The organism is Nocardioides sp. (assembly GCF_050699375.1).
In the GTDB taxonomy this organism is placed as follows: Bacteria; Actinomycetota; Actinomycetes; order Propionibacteriales; family Nocardioidaceae; genus Nocardioides.
This window is the reverse complement of record NZ_JBOHDN010000163.1, coordinates 1-18,133: the sequence shown is the minus strand read 5'-3', so window position 1 is coordinate 18,133 and position 18,133 is coordinate 1. Positions and strand designations below refer to the sequence as shown.

General features: G+C 68.2%; 17 protein-coding genes. 2 read left to right on the top strand and 15 right to left on the bottom strand.

The annotated features are described in order from the left end of the window. Positions 1-3: 3 nt before the first annotated feature. Genes ACRDPS_RS12540 through ACRDPS_RS12530 form a run of 3 tightly spaced genes read right to left on the bottom strand, consistent with a single transcriptional unit; the run spans position 4 to position 4,379 of the window. Positions 4-2,742, bottom strand: coding sequence for an ATP-binding protein (locus ACRDPS_RS12540; RefSeq protein WP_431501972.1), 2,739 nt, complete (start codon positions 2,740-2,742; stop codon positions 4-6). After that, a complete protein-coding gene (locus ACRDPS_RS12535) occupies positions 2,739-4,073 on the bottom strand; it encodes a hypothetical protein (RefSeq protein ID WP_431501971.1) in 1,335 nt (444 codons plus the stop codon). The genes ACRDPS_RS12540 and ACRDPS_RS12535 overlap by 4 nt, the downstream gene beginning before the upstream one ends. Positions 4,074-4,112: 39 nt before the next feature. Then, positions 4,113-4,379, bottom strand: coding sequence for a hypothetical protein (locus ACRDPS_RS12530; protein WP_431501970.1), 267 nt, complete (start codon positions 4,377-4,379; stop codon positions 4,113-4,115). 455 nt (positions 4,380-4,834) lie between these two features. Here ACRDPS_RS12530 and ACRDPS_RS12525 point away from each other — a divergent pair, with 455 nt between their 5' ends. Together ACRDPS_RS12525 and ACRDPS_RS12520 are read left to right on the top strand one after the other, a co-directional pair. Continuing rightward, positions 4,835-5,008 (top strand): hypothetical protein, encoded by a 174-nt coding sequence (locus ACRDPS_RS12525; protein ID WP_431501969.1) that lies wholly within the window; start codon positions 4,835-4,837, stop codon positions 5,006-5,008. 419 nt (positions 5,009-5,427) lie between these two features. Beyond that, entirely contained in the window at positions 5,428-6,414 is a 987-nt protein-coding gene (locus ACRDPS_RS12520) for a type IV toxin-antitoxin system AbiEi family antitoxin domain-containing protein (RefSeq protein WP_431501968.1), read from the top strand. Positions 6,415-6,516: 102 nt separating this feature from the next. Here the strand turns inward: ACRDPS_RS12520 and ACRDPS_RS12515 are convergent, their stop codons facing one another. The 12 genes from ACRDPS_RS12515 to ACRDPS_RS12460 all read right to left on the bottom strand — a co-directional run. After that, positions 6,517-7,392, bottom strand: coding sequence for a 1,4-dihydroxy-2-naphthoate polyprenyltransferase (locus tag ACRDPS_RS12515; RefSeq protein WP_431501967.1), 876 nt, complete (start codon positions 7,390-7,392; stop codon positions 6,517-6,519). Positions 7,393-7,585: 193 nt separating this feature from the next. Continuing rightward, positions 7,586-8,950 (bottom strand): multiple monosaccharide ABC transporter permease, encoded by a 1,365-nt coding sequence (gene mmsB, locus ACRDPS_RS12510; protein ID WP_431501966.1) that lies wholly within the window; start codon positions 8,948-8,950, stop codon positions 7,586-7,588. Positions 8,951-8,954: 4 nt separating this feature from the next. After that, positions 8,955-10,511: a multiple monosaccharide ABC transporter ATP-binding protein gene (gene mmsA, locus ACRDPS_RS12505; RefSeq protein WP_431501965.1), complete on the bottom strand. Its 1,557-nt coding sequence runs from the start codon at positions 10,509-10,511 to the stop codon at positions 8,955-8,957. 98 nt (positions 10,512-10,609) lie between these two features. Continuing rightward, positions 10,610-11,674, bottom strand: coding sequence for a multiple monosaccharide ABC transporter substrate-binding protein (chvE, locus tag ACRDPS_RS12500; protein WP_431501964.1), 1,065 nt, complete (start codon positions 11,672-11,674; stop codon positions 10,610-10,612). Between the two features lie 313 nt (positions 11,675-11,987). After that, positions 11,988-12,608: a maltokinase N-terminal cap-like domain-containing protein gene (locus ACRDPS_RS12495; RefSeq protein WP_431501963.1), complete on the bottom strand. Its 621-nt coding sequence runs from the start codon at positions 12,606-12,608 to the stop codon at positions 11,988-11,990. A gap of 17 nt (positions 12,609-12,625) precedes the next feature. Beyond that, a complete protein-coding gene (locus tag ACRDPS_RS12490) occupies positions 12,626-12,922 on the bottom strand; it encodes a DUF4229 domain-containing protein (RefSeq protein WP_431501962.1) in 297 nt (98 codons plus the stop codon). Beyond that, positions 12,919-13,938, bottom strand: a complete 1,020-nt coding sequence (ccsB, locus tag ACRDPS_RS12485) for a c-type cytochrome biogenesis protein CcsB (RefSeq protein WP_431501961.1) — start codon at positions 13,936-13,938, stop codon at positions 12,919-12,921. The genes ACRDPS_RS12490 and ccsB overlap by 4 nt, the downstream gene beginning before the upstream one ends. Then, complete coding sequence (gene resB, locus ACRDPS_RS12480) at positions 13,935-15,572, bottom strand: cytochrome c biogenesis protein ResB (protein ID WP_431501960.1); 1,638 nt, start codon at positions 15,570-15,572, stop codon at positions 13,935-13,937. Before resB ends, ccsB begins: the two co-directional genes overlap by 4 nt. After that, a complete protein-coding gene (locus ACRDPS_RS12475) occupies positions 15,569-16,327 on the bottom strand; it encodes a cytochrome c biogenesis CcdA family protein (protein WP_431501959.1) in 759 nt (252 codons plus the stop codon). The genes resB and ACRDPS_RS12475 overlap by 4 nt, the downstream gene beginning before the upstream one ends. Next, positions 16,324-16,920 carry a TlpA family protein disulfide reductase gene (locus tag ACRDPS_RS12470; protein ID WP_431501958.1) on the bottom strand — a complete coding sequence of 199 codons (597 nt, stop codon included), beginning with the start codon at positions 16,918-16,920 and terminating at the stop codon, positions 16,324-16,326. The genes ACRDPS_RS12475 and ACRDPS_RS12470 overlap by 4 nt, the downstream gene beginning before the upstream one ends. A 35-nt stretch (positions 16,921-16,955) precedes the next feature. Then, positions 16,956-17,621, bottom strand: a complete 666-nt coding sequence (locus tag ACRDPS_RS12465; RefSeq protein ID WP_431501957.1) for a histidine phosphatase family protein — start codon at positions 17,619-17,621, stop codon at positions 16,956-16,958. Beyond that, positions 17,618-18,133: aminotransferase class III-fold pyridoxal phosphate-dependent enzyme (locus ACRDPS_RS12460; RefSeq protein WP_431501956.1), on the bottom strand; the 516-nt coding region annotated here is incomplete at its 5' end. The genes ACRDPS_RS12465 and ACRDPS_RS12460, both read right to left, overlap by 4 nt.

The following is an 18,133-nucleotide window of genomic DNA, read 5'->3' as shown; positions in this document are numbered from 1 at the left end:
ACATCAGTCGATCCCATCCCCGGGAAGGTCAGTCTTGGAGAGGTCAGTCTTGGAGAGGTCGACCGGCTCGCCGCCGAGTGCTCTGCTGACCCGGCGAGTGGGGTCGGCGGTCGTGTTGAGCGCCTCCTGCAGGCCCGGGTGGTGGTTGAGAGTGACCTTGATGATCTCCATGCCGCCGTGACCGGTGTCGCCACCGAGCCCGTCGCGGTAGATGAACTCGCGGTAGCCCAGCTGCTCGTCGCCGCGCCTGGTGCGCGGTGACAACCGCGCCAGGATCGACTCGTAACCCAGGCCCTCGGGCTTGCCGAGCAGCTTGAGCGCGTCCCGTTGGGCGGACTCGTCCTGCGTACGTCCCACGAAGGCCGCGCCGACGAAGTTGTTGATGTCGGAGCCCAGGATCGCGGAGGCGTTCTGGGTGGAGACCAGCGCGGCGCAGTTGTTCTTGCGGGAGTCGCTGGACAGCTTGTGTACGAGGGCACGACCCGTGCCGCCGGAGGCCTGGGTGACCTCGTGGGCCTCGTCGAGCGCGAACAGCTTCCGCTCGTTGGGGTCGCTGCGGTAGATCAGGTGCAGCGCGGACCAGGCCGCGAGAGTCATGATCGGGCGCGCCATCTGCTCCTCGGCGCTCCACTCCTCGCGCGGCACGTGCTCGGGCGGGGTGTTGAGGCCCTTGAGGTTGTAGAAGGTGAACGGCGTGCCCTTCAGCTCCTCGTCGCTCTGACGGAAGTCGTTGCCGAAGAAGAGGCGGCCGAGCTCGCGCTCTCGGGCGGCGGCCAGCTCGCGGGCGATCTCCTGGTCACCGCTCTCCCCCTCGAAGAGCATCTTCACGATGGTCGAGGTGTCGGCGCCACGGTCGGCCGGCGCCTCCATGACGCGGGCGCGGATGCGCTTGAGCACCTCCTCGTTGTTGGCCAGCCCGACCGGGAGGCAGGCGCGGAGCACGGCGACGGTCAGGTCGCGGCGCTGCTGCACGGCGGCCGACCGCTCCCGGTGGAGGCGCTCGGCGAACTCGTGCTCCGACATCGCCTCCGCCCGGATCAGCCCGGGGTTGGGGTCGGGCACCACGGCGTACGGCGACAGGCTTCCCGGGCGGCCACCGAGGACGTCGACGCTGCGGGCGCGGGCCGGCACCTGGCGGCCGTTGAAGACGCCGCCACCGATCTCGGGAAGCGTCATCAGCCGTTGCAGTCGTCCGGCCGGGTCCATGGCGACGCCGTGGACGCCGCTGAGGATCGACATGTAGATGACGACACCCATCAGGGTCGACTTGCCCGAACCCGGGGTGCCGACCAACGGGATCAGGCCGGCCTGCTCCATCACCTCGGTCAGATACCACGGGTCCATCAGCACCGCCCGCGACGCCATCGCGGAGGTCTCGCCGAGGTAGAAGCCGCGCTTGTCGCCGACCTCCGCGGTGACCGCCGGGAGCCCGGCAGCGACCTTGAGGACCGGGAACTTCCGCGCGTGTGCGGTGCTCGCCAGCGGCTCGCCGGGCACGAACTCCCGAGCCAGGTGATACTGCCCGAGCTGGCGGGTGATCTTGATCTGCGGCCGGTAGAGGTCGACGACCTTCTGCGCCTTGTCGAGCGCCTCCGCCTCGGTGCGGCCGGTGACCGCGATGCGGTACCACCCCCGCGTACGTGTGGAGAGCCCGGTGAACTCGGAGCGCATCTCGTCCTCGACGTCGGCCGCGCGCCCGGCCTGGCGGGTGAGCTGCTTGGGCGGCCGCTTGCCGTGGTCCTCGGACCAGTGGCTGACCTGGCCGTCGATGCGGCGGGTCAGCGAGGACATCTCCCGGGACACGTCCTCGGGCGAGCGTGGCTCGACCCGGAAGGACCACTCCAACGGGAAGCCGAGCGCGTCGGTCTTCGCCATCCACGGCGCATGCGTCTCCGGCACCTCGATGTCGCCGATCCTCGAGACGGTCAGTACGCAGACGTGGCTGGTCTCCTGGCGACCACCGATGCTGCTGGTGACCTGCACGGTCGGAGCCAGCGGCTCGGCCGACCAGGCGACCGACTCGAACCATTCGGCCATGTCGTCGGTGTCGAGGAAGTTCTGCTGCGCCTCGCCCGGCTCGGGCACCGGGATCTTGGCGCCCAGCGAGAGCGAGCGCGCGATCATCCACTCCATGTCGTGGCCGACCGCCGGCCGCGCGGAGAAGCCCGGTCGCGACATCACCCGGTTGACCGTGTCGAGGCGCTCGCTGATCGCGGACATCTCCCGCTCGGCCGCGCCGGCGGAGAACTTTGCCAGCGCCCGCACCGTCGCGTCCCGCCTGCCGAGGTCGACGCCGTAGTAGACGAGCTTGTCGGCCTGGCTGTGGGCAGCCATGTGGGCCTGGTTGCGCGCCATCATCTCCTCGAACCCGGCCTGCGGGTCGGGAGCGTTGGCGAACGCGGCGTGCGCCCAGTGGCGTACGGGATAGGGGCGGGTGGTGACCCGGCCGTGGACCGTGTTGCCGACCAGGTCGGCGAGCTGGCTGGCCTGGTCGGTGATCAGCGCCTCCAGGTCGGAGTGAGCGCGGAACGACCAGGTCTGGGGCTCGGCCAGATACCAGGCGATGATGCGGTCGCTGGTGAAGGTCAGGTGACCACGCACCTCCTCCAGCGCCCACTTGTCACCTCTCGGCTCACGGGCCCCCTTCGAGTCGTCGCCGCCCCTGCCGAAGACGCTCTTGCGTCCCGGCTTGGGCTTCTCGAAGCCCGGCCCGTAGGCCCGCTCCGTTCGCGGCCGCCTCATGCGGTTCCTCCGTCGGTAGGTGCGTCGTCGCCGTCGAGGCGCTTGCGGTAGTCGTCCACACTCTGCGGGCGCTGCTGCTCGGGCATCGTCTGCTCGTCCTGATTCTCCCTGGGACGGGTGCGCCCCGAGGGCTCATCGTCGAAGTCGTCCTCGTCGATCCCGGGCTCCGGCGCGATCACCACCGCTGGCCTGATCGCCTGCGCGAGCGGCAGTCGGGCAACCTTCGGGCCGGGCTGCGGGGCCTGCGAGGCTGCCGAGACCGCGCCGCTCCGGTGGTCGAGCCTGTCGAGACCTCCGTTGCCCGGCGCCGGCTGTGCCGCAGACGCTGGCGGGGCCGCAGGTGGCGGGGCTGTTGGCGCTGGCCGAGTTGGCGGCGCCGGCGGAGTCGCGGGCGCTGTCGCGGCTGACGGAGGTGCGGGTGCGGGCCGAGGTGTCGGCTCTGCGGGCGCCGGCTCTGCGGGTGTCGGCTCTGCGGGGGCCGGCTCTGCGGGGGCAGCCGGTGGTGCCGCGGGCGCAGCCTGCTCAACCGGTGCGGAAGGCGCGGTGGGCTCTGTTGTCGCGGGCGCGGGCTCCGCAGCGGCCGGCGGCTGCGTGGCCTGCTCGGGCTGCTCGGGCTGCTCGGGCTGCTTGCGCTCCTGCCACGGTGCGCCGCCTTTCCACGGGACGTCGCGAGGCTCCCGCGGCGACGAGGTGGGACGGCTCGACCAGCCACCCTTCCCCGGACGTACGCCGCCGACCTGCTGTTGTTGCCGTACAGCCTGGCTCTCGCGGACGGATGCCGGGAGCGGCTCCTCGACGACCTTCGCCTCGATCACGGGACGTACGGGGGCCGCCTTCGCCCGGACCGGGGGCGTCTGGACAGCCGGGGCCGAGGAGACGACCGTCGCCTGCAGCATCCTCGGCGCCGGGGTCACGCCGGCTGTTTGCGGGGTGAAGTGGCGTGCGGACCTGCGCATGGCCTTCGCCCAGCCGCCGCGCGGACGCGACGCGTGCCGGAAGGCGACAGCGACGCCCCCGGCGTACTGAGCGCTCGTCTCCACGCGCGGCGTGGACAGCTCGTGCCAGAAGGTCATCAGCCAGGCGCCGGCCGAGCTCTCGGAGCTGATGTAGTCGGAGGCCTTCATCGAGAGGTAGGAGGCGCCGATCAGCCACAGCCCCATGCTGAGCAGGGTGACCGGCATGCCGAGCTTGCGCAGCAGCACAAGCGTCAACGGCGCGATCACCAGGAAAAGAAAGATGGTGCGGTAACGCATCTCCCCGATGTAGCGACGAGGGGGACCGAGATAGGTCTGGTCGACCTCGTACAGCTCATCGTCGTCAGGCAGCCTCATCCCCGAGATCCCTCCCTGGATTCGCTAACGGGACCGGGTTCACCCCTTGAAGAGACCAGCCATCCACTGACCGAGGTCCGTGGCGTTGTTGCCCACGGCCAGGCCGAGGACGCCGAGACCGATGATCAGGCCGCCCACGATCGTGACCGCCTTCGAGATGTTGCCGCTGCGGGCAGCCCACAGCACGGTGACGCCGAGGATCAGCACGACGAGCGTGATGATGTTGTCGGTGATCCAGTCGGCCAGGCCACCGGTGCCGTACTCGGCGGCCTGCGTCGTACTCTGAATCAGCTGGTGCGGTGCCATTGTTTCTCCCTTTCCCGAGGTGAGGTGTGGTTGCCGGATGCGTCCGGAAGTATTCGGTTGTCCCGACCGGCGCAGCCCCATGCGGCACCGGTGGGCGGAGGCGCCTCGCCCCTCCCGCGCGCTGACGCAAACTCCCGGACGTCGACATTTTGGACAAACGCCACCGCCATGTGAGACGAGCGTAGTCCTCAGACCGGCTCAGCGCACCTCGTTCCACCTGACGACACGGGCGTGCGTGCCCGCGTACCATGCCTGCGTCTGGATTGTCGTGCCACCCACCGGCTCGCCCACCGACGGTTGTCCCGCCCAGTGGTCTCCTTTGACGATATCTTGCGAGGGGAGGCTAACTTCGGGGAATCTATAACCCGGTGCATCCTCGCGGAAATCGCGCGCTTGCGTCCGGATTCGCGAATTTAACCGTTATTCAATCGGATTTCTCGGGAGGACGAGCTCACATGGACAAGAAGAAGATCTTCATCGTCATCGGCGCGCTGTTCGTCGGATTCTGGCTGTTCACCGATCCGCAAGGACTGACCAGCACGATCTCGGCCATCGCCGGCGGCATCTGGGGCGTCACCACGGACGTCTTCGGTGGTGTGATCGGCACCATCGAGGGTTCGACCAACTGACCCTCCGCCACGAGCTACGCCGGCGCACAGGCACCGGCGTGATGGACTCCTTTTTCGTTCGCTGCCCGGTTTGGGGACTGAGCAGCAGCACCCTCAACTGATTGACGTCGGCCATCGCGATGGCGAGACAGCGATTGCCTCGATGTCAAGACAGTTGGGTCGACGTGTCCCTTCGCCTCACCCGTCAGCCGGTCGCAGCGCCGCTGTAACACGTCGTTCGTAGTACTACTCGCCCGTTCAGTTCGACCGGATAGTCCTACGAACGACGTGTTACAGCGGGATCGGCTCCATCCACCGGGCCACCTGCCGTCCACAGGCCCTCCTCGGGTTGGAGTTATCCACAGAGCGCCTTGAAGGCATCGTGAAGTGTCGGTCGCGACTCGCAGGCTGGGTCCATGAACCCACGTATTCAGGCGGCCATGGCTGCGAACCATGGCCTCATCACTCGCAATCAGGCGATCGCATCAGGCCTCGATCTCGAGACGATCTACGGCTACGTCAAGAGTGGCGTGTGGACGGTCGTGCGGCGCGGCGTGTATGCCGAGAGTGCGTACGTCCAGAGCATCACCCTCCCCACGGACAGGCAACGCCTTCGTGACCGGGCCGCATGCGCGGCCATCACCGTTCCGTTCGTAAGAAGTCATGACACCGCTGCTCTCGAGCTCGAGATGCCGATCCTCCTCCCCAAGAGGCCCCAGACTCACGTCACTCGCAAACCGGTCGTCGGTTCCCACAACAAGTGGGGCGTGAAGCATCACCTGGCGCCCTACCTCGACGATCAGGTGGCGCAGGTGAACGGGTTCGAGGTCCTCGGCCTCGCCCGCACCGCGGTTGACATCGCGCGCGAGCATGGTCGCCCTTACGGTGTCGTCGCCGTCGACTCCGCCCGGCGGATGGGAGTTCCACTCGATGAGCTCCAGGAGGTACTCGACCTGATGAGGCACTGGCCCAACCGCCGGCAGGCGCAGGAGGCCATCGACCTTTCGTACGCAGGGGCCGAGTCGATCGGCGAGTCACTCACCCGCGACGTGCTCGAAGAGCTCGGGCTCTCCGACATCGAGACCCAGTTCGAGATCTCGGACGGCGTACGTACCGCTCGATTCGACCTCCGGGTGGGCCGTCACCTCTTCGAGTTCGATGGCCGCGCCAAGTATGTGTCCGCTGCGGATGGCGGCCTGGCGCTGCGGTCGGTCGACGAGATCCTCGCCGACGAGAAGACACGCCAGGACTGGGCCCACGGCTTCCACCTCGGCATGTCACGGATCGAGTGGACCAACCTCTTCGGCCGCAACCGCGACTATCTCAAGGGCCGCCTGGGTCGGGAGTACCTCGCCACCTGCCACGCCTTCGGCACCGACATCTCAGACCTGGAACGATTCCGCGTACGTCGGCCGAGGGCGGCGTGATGCCGCGCGCCGCCGCTGTAACACGTCGTTCGTAGTACTACTCGCCCGTTCAGTTCGACCGGACAGTCCTACGAACGACGTGTTACAGCTGCTCGGGCGGACTCAGACGAACAGCAGAGGTACGCCGACCAGCAGGCCCCACACCAAGGTGGCCAGTCCGGTCTGCTGGAGGGCGGGGATCAGGCGCGGGCCGAGGTTGGCGCGGTCGAGGACCGTGCGGACGCCCTGGGCGGCGACGACGACGAATCCGAGGCCCAGCAGTGCCCACCACGACGTGGTCAGCGCGACCAGGACGACCGCGACCGCGGCAACGGCCACCATGGCCGCGTAGAGCCAACGGGTCCGGGCGTCGCCGAGGCGGACGGCGAGGGTGACCTTCCCGGACTCGGTGTCGCCGGGGATGTCGCGCAGGTTGTTGGCGACGAGGAGCGCGGAGGTGATGGCGCCGATGCCGACCCCGGCCCACAGCGCGCCCCACTCCCAGGTCCGGGTCTGGACGAAGGTCGTGCCGATGACCGCGACGAGCCCGAAGAAGACGAAGACCATGACCTCGCCGAGGCCGGCGTAGCCGTAGGGGTGCGAACCGCCGGTGTAGTACCAGGCCGCGATCATGCAGACCAGGCCCACGACGACCAACCACCATGCCGACGTCACCGCGAGCGCGAGTCCCGCCACCGCGGCGACACCGAACGCGATGAACGCGGCGCGCTTGACCGCCGACGGCGTCGCGAGACCCGATCCGGTCAGCCGGAGCGGACCCACCCGCTCGTCGTCGGTCCCCCGGATCCCGTCCGAGTAGTCGTTGGCGTAGTTGACCGCGACCTGCAGCGCCAGGGACACCACGAGGGCGAGCAGCGCCTTCCACCAGACCATCCCGCCGGCGTACGCAGCCACCCCCGTCCCCGCGATGACCGGCGCGAGCGCCGCTGGGAGCGTACGAGGACGGGCTCCCTCGAGCCACTGAGCGGTGTTTGCCACGGTGCTATTCAACACCGGCGGGCGGAGGTGGTCGCCGTCGGGCGTGTAACACGTCGTTCGTAGGACTATCCGGTCGTTCCAATAGGGCGAGTAGTACTACGAACAGCGTGTTACACGAGCTGCAGGCCCCGAAACCCAGCGGCCCCCGCCCGGGAGGAGGCGGGGGCCGCGGGGTGGGGCCTGTGGGGGCGGATCAGGTTTTCGGGGGGTCGTTGCTCTCCACGCTCAGCTCGGCCTCCGCGCTTCGCGCGGTCACTCCCTCGCTCGGCACGAGCGGACGAGCAAGCTCGCCGCTCGACCTCGCTCGGTTCGTCTCCATGGCCTCGATCTCCTCGGCTAGCTTGTCGGGCGGCGGAGCGGTGGGCTCGGCGGCTTCGGCGCCGGCTCCGCCGGACCCGGCGGTGCGGCGCTTGTTCCACACGTCGAAGGCGACGGCGAGCAGGAGCACCAGGCCCTTGATCGCCTGCTGCCAGTCGATGGAGACACCGAGCAGCGACATTCCGTTGTTGAGCACACCCATGACCAGGCCACCGATGATCGCGCCGACGACGGTGCCGACACCGCCGGTGACGGCGGCGCCACCGATGAAGGCGGCGGCGATCGCGTCGAGCTCGAAGTTGACGCCGGCCTTGGGGTTGGCCGCGGTCAGACGAGCGGTCGTGACCAGACCCGCGAGCCCCGCCAGCAGCCCCATGTTCGTCATGACCAGGAAGTCGACGCGCTTGGTGTTGACGCCGGACATCGTCGCGGCGTCGACGTTGCCGCCGATCGCGTAGACGTGCCGTCCGAAGACCGTCTTGTTCATGATGAACGTGTAGGCCACGATCAGCCCGGCCAGGATCAGGCCGACGACCGGCAGCCCGCGCGCGTCGGCGAGCAGGTAGGCGAAGTACATGATCACGACGGTCAGCAGGACCAGCTTCGTCACGAACAGGGGAAACGGCAGCACGTCGAAGTTGTACGCAGCCTGAGCGGCCCGGCGTCGAACCTCGAGGAAGATCAGCACGGCGACCGCGGCCACCGCGAGGAGCAGCGTCAGGTTGTGCAGCCCGGTGTCCGGCCCGATCTCGGGCAGGAAGCCGTTGCCGATGTCCTTGAACTGCTCGGGCAGACCGCCGACGGTCCGGCCCTTGAGCACGACCAGGGTCAGACCGCGGAAGAGCAGCATCGAGGCGAGCGTGACGATGAATGCCGGGATCCCGACGTACGCCACCCAGAACCCGTGCCAGGCGCCGATCGCGGTGCCGAGCAGCAGCCCGAGGAAGACGGCCAGCCACCACGGCACGCTGTACTGCGTCATCATGATCGCCGAGGCGGCGCCGACGAAGGCCGCCACGGAGCCGACCGAGAGGTCGATGTGCCGCGCCACGATCACGATCACCATGCCGATGGCCAGGATCAGGATCTGGGCGTTCTGGACGACCAGGTTGGAGACGTTGAGCGGCTTGAGCAGCACGCCCTCGGTCGAGATCTGGAAGAGGACGACGATCGCCGCGAGGGCGATGATCATCCCGTACTGGCGGACGTTTCCGCGCAAGGTTGAAAGAAGAGCGTTCATCGGGTTACTTCCTCGCGTCCGCGGTCATATAACGCATCAAGGACTCCTGGGTGGCCTCTGAGCGGTCGAACTCATGGGTGATCACGCCCTCGGCGAGCGTGTAGATGCGATCGCACAGACCGAGCAGCTCAGGCAGCTCGGAAGAGATCACCAGTACGCCGCGACCGCTGGCGGCGAGCTCCTGGATGATCCCGTAGATCTCGTACTTGGCCCCGACGTCGATGCCGCGGGTCGGCTCGTCGAGGATCAGCAGCTTCGGGTCGGTGTACATCCACTTGGACAGCACGACCTTCTGCTGGTTGCCCCCGGAGAGCTTGCCGACCCCCGCGGTGATCGAGGGCGCCTTGATGTTGAGGTTCTTGCGATAGCCCTCGGCGACCACGACCTCTTTGTGCTCGTCGACGACGAGCCCGGTGCGCAGCTTCTTCAGCGCCGCGGAGGTGACCGACGTCTTGATGTCGTCGATGAGGTTGAGGCCGAGGCCCTTGCGGTCCTCGCTGACGTACGCGATGCCGGCGTCGATCGCCTGGGTGACCGTGTTGAGGTGCAGCTCTGCGCCGTCCAGGGTCAGCGACCCGGAGGTCCGGGAGCCGTAGGAGCGCCCGAAGATCGACCGAGCCAGCTCCGTACGTCCCGCGCCCATCATCCCGGCGATGCCGACGATCTCGCCGGCGCGCACGGACAGGTTGGCACCGCGGATGACCTCACGGTGGCTGTCCTGCGGGTGCATGACGGTCCAGTCGCGCACCTCGAAGAGGACTTCCCCGATGGCGGGGGTGTGGTCGGGGAAGCGGTTCTCCAGGTCGCGGCCGACCATCCCGCGGATGATCCGGTCCTCGTCGACACCCCCGGCGGAGACCGAGAGCGTCTCGATGCTCTGTCCGTCGCGGAGGATGGTGATCTCGTCGGCGATCTGCTCGATCTCGTTCAGCTTGTGGCTGATCATGATCGAGGTGATCCCCTTCTCCTTCAGCCCCTCCAGGAGCGAAAGCAGGTGCTGGGAGTCGTCGTCGTTGAGCGCGGCGGTCGGCTCGTCGAGGATGAGCAGCTTGACCTCCTTCGAGAGCGCCTTGGCGATCTCGACCAGCTGCTGCTTGCCGATGCCGAGGTTCTTCACCGGGCTCAGCGGGTTCTCTCGCAGGCCGACCCGAGCGAGCAGGTCGATGGCGTCACGGTTGGCGCGGCCCCAGTCGATGATGCCGCGCTTGGCGGTCTCGTTGCCCAGGAAGATGTTCTCCGCGATCGAGAGCTCGGGGATGAGGGCGAGCTCCTGGTGGATGATCACGATGCCGGCGGCCTCGCTCTGCCGGATGTTGCCGAACTTCGCGGTCTCGCCCTCGTAGACGATGTCGCCGGCGTACGTGCCGTGGGGGTAGACGCCGCTGAGCACCTTCATCAAGGTGCTCTTGCCGGCCCCGTTCTCGCCGCAGATCGCGTGGATGTCACCGCGGTCGACGACGAGGTTGACGTCGGCGAGCGCCTTGACGCCGGGGAACTCCTTGGTGATGCCGCGCATCTCCAGGATCGGTGAGGCGACGTCCTGAGCCTGTCGAGGGGTCATGTCGTTCCTGACTTGTCGGCCCGCGAGCTGACCGGTGCTCGAGGGGCGGATCCAGACGGCTGGGCCCGGCGCACTCGCCGGGCCCAGCCGCGCGGGCGCTACTTGATCTCGTCGGCGGTGTAGTACTTCGAGTCGACGAGGACCTTGGTCACGTCGTCCTTGGTCACCGGGACCGGGTCGAGGAGGTAGGACGGCACGACCTTCTCGCCGTTGTCGTAGGTCTCGGTGTCGTTGACCTCGGGCTCCTCGCCCGCACCGACGGCGACGATCATGTCCACGGTCACCTCGGCGAGCTCGCGGGTGTCCTTGAAGATCGTGGAGTACTGCTCACCGGCGTTGATCGACTTCACGGACTGCACCTCGGCGTCCTGGCCGGTCACGACGGGAAGGTCGGCGGTGGTGTAGCCGTTGCCCTTGAGCGCGGCGATGATGCCGAGCGAGAGACCGTCGTAGGGCGAGAGCACGCCCTGGACCTTCTTCGAGGCGTACGTCTTGGTGAGGATGTCCTCCATGCGCTTCTGCGCGGTGGCGGGGTCCCAGCGCAGGATCGCGGCCTGCTTGAAGTCGGTCTGGCCGGAGGGGATGACGATCTCGCCGGACTTGATCAGCGGCTCGAGCACCGACATGGCGCCGTCCCAGAAGAAGGTGGCGTTGTTGTCGTCGGGGGAACCGCCGAAGACCTCGACGTTGTAGGGGCCCTTGCCCTTGGCCTTGAGGCCGTCGACGAGCGAGGTGGCCTGCTGTACGCCGACCTGGTAGTTGTCGAACGTCGAGTAGTAGTCGACGGCCTTGGTGTTACGGATGAGGCGGTCGTAGCTGATGATCGGGATGTCCTGCGACTCCGCGGTCTCCAGCACCTCGCCGAGCGCGGTGCCGTCGATCGCGGCGACCACCAGGACGTCGACGCCCTTGGTGACCATGTTCTCGACCTGGGAGACCTGGGTCGGGATGTCGTCCTCGGCGTACTGCAGGTCGACGTCGTAGCCCTCCGCCTCGAGCTGCTTCTTGATGTTGTTGCCGTCGGCGATCCAACGCTCGGAAGACTTGGTCGGCATGGCCACACCGACGGTGCCCTTGTCACCGTCGCTGCCGCCGTCGCCGCCGCATGCCGCCAGGCCGAGCGCAAGCGCCGCCGCGGTGATCGTGGTGAGTAGCTTGCGCACTTACCTGCTCCATTTCGTCTACGGCCACGCCGGGTAGGCCTACGCGCCGCCGTCTGGGGGATGTCGGAGACCGGCGCACGGACCCGTCTCCAGGTGAGTCAGATCACGATGTGAGCGCTCACATTGGGACAGGCTGCCCCTTCACGTCCGAATGCGTCAAGTGCGGAACGACGATGTTTCCGACTCGTGACTTAGAGATCGCGCGGGTAGGGCCGCCTGCTACGTGCGCGATCTCTTACAGGAGGCTCCGTTGATTACCGGCGCCGCACAGCGAGCTCACAGAGAGCCCACCGAGAGTCGCCAGGCCCCTTGGTCAGCGGTGACGTACGCCCACCAGCGACCCGGTCCCGCCGGGCCAGGAGACCTCGATCGACTCGTCGCCGTCGGCAGGCGAGCCGTCGACGAGGCGCTTGACGACGATCGCGAAGCTGCCCGCGTCGACGTGGGTCTCGGCGCCGTGGGAGCGGATCGTGACACCGCCGAGGTGCGGCAGCGCGTTGCGGGAGGAGGAGCCGGAGCCGGTCGCGGTGACGACGGCGTCGCGGCGCTCGACCAGACGGCCCTCGTCGTAGACGTCCATCGACTCCTGGGTCGCGCCGCTGAGCGCGGCGGCCATGAGCGCGTGGACGGCAACCGGGTCGGCGCAGGCGTCGTAGACGTAGCGCGTGCCCAGCACCGAGTGTTCGGTGGTCGCCATCAGGAAGTCCCCGGCACCCTCGAGGGGCGCCGCGCGATAGGAGACCGGCAGGTGGACGACCGACTCACCGGCCTCGAGGAGCACGCACTCGATCCCGACCCTCCCGGCCGGGTCGTCGAACCGGTAGGAGCCGATCACCCTGGTCAGCTCACCCTCGCACCACGTCTGGGTGGCGAGCCACGCGCCGAAGATCTCTGGCTTCGACGGGTTGAGGGTTGCCTTGTGAACGATCGACATGATCGCTATCTAACCGGTCAGGACACCTTCTGGCTATCGCCTTCGCCGTCCGACTCCGCGTCGATCTCGGCATCCTCCTTGGCGCGGGCGGCCTGGACCGCCTTCGAAGCCCGGGCCTCGACCTTCTCGGCGAAGGCCCGACGCTGCGGGTCGAGCACGAAGAAGGACAGCGCGCCGCTGATCACGAAGGCCAGGATCACGGCGAAGAAGATGTCGACCTCGCCGGTGATCAGGGACCAGATGCCTGCCACGATGCCGAAGGTCGCGACCAGGGACAGCAGCCGCAGGCCGGTGTAGATCCAGAACTCTTTCATCGTGAGGCTCCCTCGGGGACGGTGAGCTCGACAACCGCCGGGGCCGCGGGCGCAGCGTACGAATGCTGCGAGGTCGAGGAGAAGTAGTTGATGCCGATGAAGTTGAACCACAGCGTGGCCAGCCCGATCAGCGCCACGATCGCGGCCTTCTTGCCCTTCCAACCGGCGGTGGCGCGGGCGTGCAGATAGCCGGCGTAGACGACCCAGGTGATGAACGCCCAGACCTCCTTGGGGTCCCAGTTCCAGTAGGAACCCCAGGCCTCGTGGGCCCAGATCGGCCCGGAGATCAGCACCCCGAAGGTCCAGACCGGGAACGCGAAGGCGTGGATCCGGTAGGAGATCCGGTCGAGGACGTCGAGCTCGGGCACCCGCGCCAGCAGGGCCGCGTCGGGGAACCGCTTCTTGAACAGGTACGCCACCGAGGCGATGCCACCCAGCGTGAACCCACCGGTGGCGATGATGGCGGCGATGACATGGATGACGAGCCAGTAGGAGTTGAGCGCCTCGGTCAGCGGAGCGACGGGCTCATAGAGCCCGATGACGGCCAGCATCAGCACGACCAGCGTGAACCCGAGCACCCACGGCGCCATCCAGGCCAGCTTGAGGCGGCGGTAGAGGACGACGTACGCAGCGGCCACCACGAACGAGCCGGAGATCGTGAACTCGTACATGTTCCCCCACGGCACCCGGTTGGGGTCCGCGGCCATCCCGCGTCCGACCAGCGCCCCCAGGTGGCACAGCACCGCGATGGCGGTCAGCAGCACGCTGAGGCGCCCGAAGAGCTCCGCCCGCTGCTCGCGTACGGCATCGGCAGGGTCTGTCGCGGTCTCGGTCCCAGCATCGGTCTCCCCGGCAACCGCACCGGCACCGACGAGCTCCTTCTCCGCGACGGACGTCTTGGCCCGCGAGAGCCACGCCGACCACTCGACCAGCGCGCAGAGCAGCGCCAGGAAGTAGACGACCCCAGCGGCCGAGATGGCCTGGTTGCTGAGAACGCCCCAGGTGTGGTCAGTCATCGGTTCTCCTCGTGTGCTGTCTGCGGTTGTTCCGCAGCTCGTGCGCCCTGCAATGTCTCGACAAGCCCGGCGACGACGGTCGCGCTGTCTCCACCGCCGGAGCGGTCGAGCGCGGCGACCTCGACCAGTGTGCCCCCATCGACTCGGCGGGCGCGAACCCACACCCGCCGCGACCGGATGAAGAGCGACCCGAGCAGCCCCGCCAGCGCCAGGGAGACGCCGAGCAGCGCCCACTCCTTGCCGGGCGACTTCGAGATCTGCACCCGGTTCCACTGCTGGACGTCGTCGAAGGAGACCGTGCCGAGCCCGTCGGGCAGCTCGGCGGTGTCCCCCAGCCGCAGGTTGAACGCCTTCCCCGTGTCACCGGGAGACATCATGCTGGCCTTGGAGGTGTCGAGCGAGTAGACCGACTGCGGGCCGGCGTCGAGGTTGAGGTCGCCGCGGAATCCCTGCAGCGAGAGCATCGCGTGCGACCCGTCACCGATGTCGCCCGTCAGGTTGACCGGCTCGCCGTCGGCGGTGCCCTCGAACGGGTAGAACAGCCCCTGGAAGCCGATCTCCTCCGGCGAGGCGTACGGCGCCTTCACGACCCCGAAGGAGAGTAGGTTCTGGCTCTGTGGGAGGAAGACCGTCGGGCCGGAGTAGGCCACGTTGCCCTCGCCGTCGCGGACCGTGATCACCGGTGCGTAGCCGTGCGCGAGCAGGAAGACGTCGGTGCCGCCGACGGTCAGCGGGTGGTTGACCTTCAGGTTGTAGCTCGTCTCCTTGTCGGAGCCCTCCGTGTAGCGGATCTTCGACTCGAACCCGCGCGCGGTCCCGGCGCCCGCGCCGGTGGTCAGCCACTCGGCCTTGAAGTCGTCGATCTTGAAGCTGAAGTCGTCGAGGTCCTCGGGTGCGAAGAGCGAGCCGGGCTTGAAGTCGTCGTACTGCGACATCTCGTTGGCGAAGCCGTACTCCTCCCCCACCAGCACGATCACGCCGCCCTTGTAGCCGAACAGGCTCCCTGTCGCGAAGGCGACCAGCACGATGATCAGCGACATGTGGAAGATCAGGTTGCCGGCCTCGCGCAGATAGCCCTTCTCCGCCGAGACGGAGTCCCCGGTGGTCGAGCCTGTCGAAGGGTCGTCCTCGCTGCTCTTCCGAATCCGATACCCCCGCAGCGCCTTCCTCGCCGCCGCCAGCACGTCCTCGGGCGACTCGTCGGTGACGTACGACGCGGAGTCGGGCAGCCGGGTCAGCCTGGCGGGGGTCGCCGGCGGCTGAGCCCGCATGGCCTTCGCGTAGACCAGGCAGCGCGGGATGATGCAGCCCACCAGGGAGACCATCAGCAGCAGGTAGATCGCCGCGAACCACGGCGTGGAGTAGACGTCGAAGAGGCCGAGCGTCTCGTAGATCGGCGTCAGCGTCGTGTGCGCCTCGCGCCACTGGTCGGCCTTGAGCGAGTCGACCCCGTCCTGCGGGATCAGGGACCCCGGGACGGCGGCCAGCGCGAGCAGGAGCAGCAGGATCAGGGCCGTACGCATCGAGGTCAGCTGACGCCAGCCCCAGCGCGCCAGCTCGCGGGCGTTGAGCTCGCCCGGGCGGCGTACGCGGTCGCCCTGGTCAGGAGCCGACGTGTCGGTCGAGGTGCTCACAGTGCGATGCCCTCCCAACGCTGGACGACCTGGACCTGGAGCCACTGGACGCCGTTGTCCCACCAGCCGGTGAGCATGGCGATGCCGATCAGGATCATCAGCACGCCGCCGATGATCGTGATCGCGCGGGTGTGGCGGCGGAACCAGCCCAGCGCGACGGTGGCCTGGCGCCACATCACCGCGACGAGCACGAACGGGATGCCGAGCCCGAGGGCGTAGACGGCGAGGAGCAGGCCGCCGCGCGCGGCGGTGCCCTGGTCCCAGGCGAGGCCGGTGATGACGCCGAGGGTCGGTCCGGTGCACGGGGTCCAGGCCAGCCCGAAGAGGAAGCCGAGGATCGGCGCCCCGGCCAGCCCGACCGCCGGCACCTTGTGGAACTTCAGGTCGCGCTGCAGCAGCGGGATGAAGCCCATGAACGCGATCCCCATGATGATCGAGAGCACACCGAGGACCTTGGTGCCCGTCGCCTGGAACGCGAGCAGCTTGTAGGCGATCCCGCCCACGGTGATGCCCAGCAGCACGAAGACCACCGAGAATCCGGCGACGAAGAGCAGCGATCCCGCGAGCATGCGGCCGCGGCGTACGTCACCGGAGGCGAGGTCTGTGCCGGACAGGCCGGTGGCGTAGGAGAGGTAGCCCGGCAGCATCGGCAGCGTGCACGGCGAGACGAACGAGAGGAACCCGGCCAGCAGCGCGACCGGCACGGCCAGCAGCAGCGACCCGCTCCCGGCGGTGCTCGCGAACCAGTCGGTCATTCCTTGCCTGCTGCCGTGATGAGGGTGTCGAGGGTACGTGCCGAGGGGATCTCGCCGCGGATCAGCGCGGCCACGCGTCCCTCGGTGTCCAAGATCGCGGTGGCCGGGATCGCCCGCGGCGCGAGCGAGCCCTTCAGCGCGAGGACGGCGGCGCCGTCGGGCGAGTAGACCGAGGGGTATTCGACGCCGTAGTGCCGCTCGAAGGCCTGACCCTGCGCCGCCGAGGCGTCGCGGGTGTTGATGCCCACGAAGGCGACCTCGTCACCCAGCTCCTCGTACGCCGCCTGGAGCATCGGCATCTCCTTGCGGCACGGCGCGCACCCGGTCCACCACACGTTGAGCACGGTGACCTTGCCACGTGTGTCGGCGAGGTCGAACGGCTTGCCGTCGAGGGTCTCGCCGACGAGCTCGACCGGCGCCTCACGATCGGCTACCGGGATCTCCTGGGTGCGGCCGTCGCCGGAGATGTAGCCGGCCTCGTTCGTGCCGCTCTGCCCGCAGGCGGCGAGCAGCCCCACCATCACAAACGCGAGAAAGGCACGCATGCCGAATCGGTGGTCGAGCTTGTCGAGACCACCAGACCTGTAACGCACGAACCGGACTCTTCCTGACAAACCTGAGAGCCCCGTTAATTCTCTTCCGAGTCGCCGGCCGAGAACGGCGCGTACTTGTCCTTCGCCGACAGCATGTCGCCGGCCGGCTCGCTGTAGGAGAGCGCGACGAACTCGTTGTCGACGAAGTGCAGCGAGGTCAGCGAGCACAGCGCACACTGCCGCTTGCGCGGGTCGTGCAGGAAGCTGCGGCCCTCGATGTTCAGCCGGGCCGTCCAGATCGGCAGCTGGTGGGAGACGATGACCGCCTCGTGGCCGCGCGCCGCGTCACGGGCGTCGTAGACCGCGGCCATCATCCGCGCCACGATCTCCAGGTAGGGCTCCCCCCACGACGGCTTGAGCGGGTTGATCAGCTTCGGCCACATCTTGGGGTCCTTCAAGGGGCCCAGGCCGTCCTTGAAGCTCTTGCCCACGAAGAGGTTCTCCGACTCGAGCACGCGCTCGTCGAGCGAGATCTCGACGCCGAGCGCCTTCGCCAGCGGGCCGGCGGTCTGCTGCGCACGCTCGAGCGGGCTGGAGACGATGTGGGTGATGTCCTGCCCGCCGATCTGGTCGGCGACCCGCTCGGCCATCTTCAGGCCGAGCTCGGAGAGGTTGTACCCCGGTCGGCGCCCGTAGAGGATGCCGTCGGGGTTGTGCACCTCGCCGTGACGCAGCAGGTGGACTGTGGTCTCGACACTCATGCCTTCACCTTTACAGCAGCTTCCGCGGCGTATGGAAGCGCCTCGGTGATCTGGGAGACTGCCCGCTCGTCGTGCGCGGAGGAGAGGAACCAGGCCTCGTACGCGCTCGGCGGCAGGTAGACACCGCGGTCGAGCATGGCATGGAAGAAGGCCTTGTACGCCGCCTCGTCGGTGGTCTTGGCCTCCTCGAAGTCGCGCACCGGCTTGTCGGTGAAGAAGACCGAGAACATCGTGCCGGTGGACTGGATGACGTGCGGAAGACCGGCCTTGGTGAAGCTCTCCGCGACCGCCTCCTGCACCACCGCGGCGGCCTTGGAGATGTGGTCATAGACGTCGTCGGTCGCCAGGCGCAGCGTGGTCAGGCCGGCGGTGGTCGCGACGGGGTTACCCGACAGCGTGCCGGCCTGGTAGACCGGCCCGTCGGGGCTCAGCGAGCTCATCACGTCGGCGCGGCCGCCGAACGCCGCTGCCGGGAAGCCGCCACCCATCACCTTGCCGAAGGTGACCAGGTC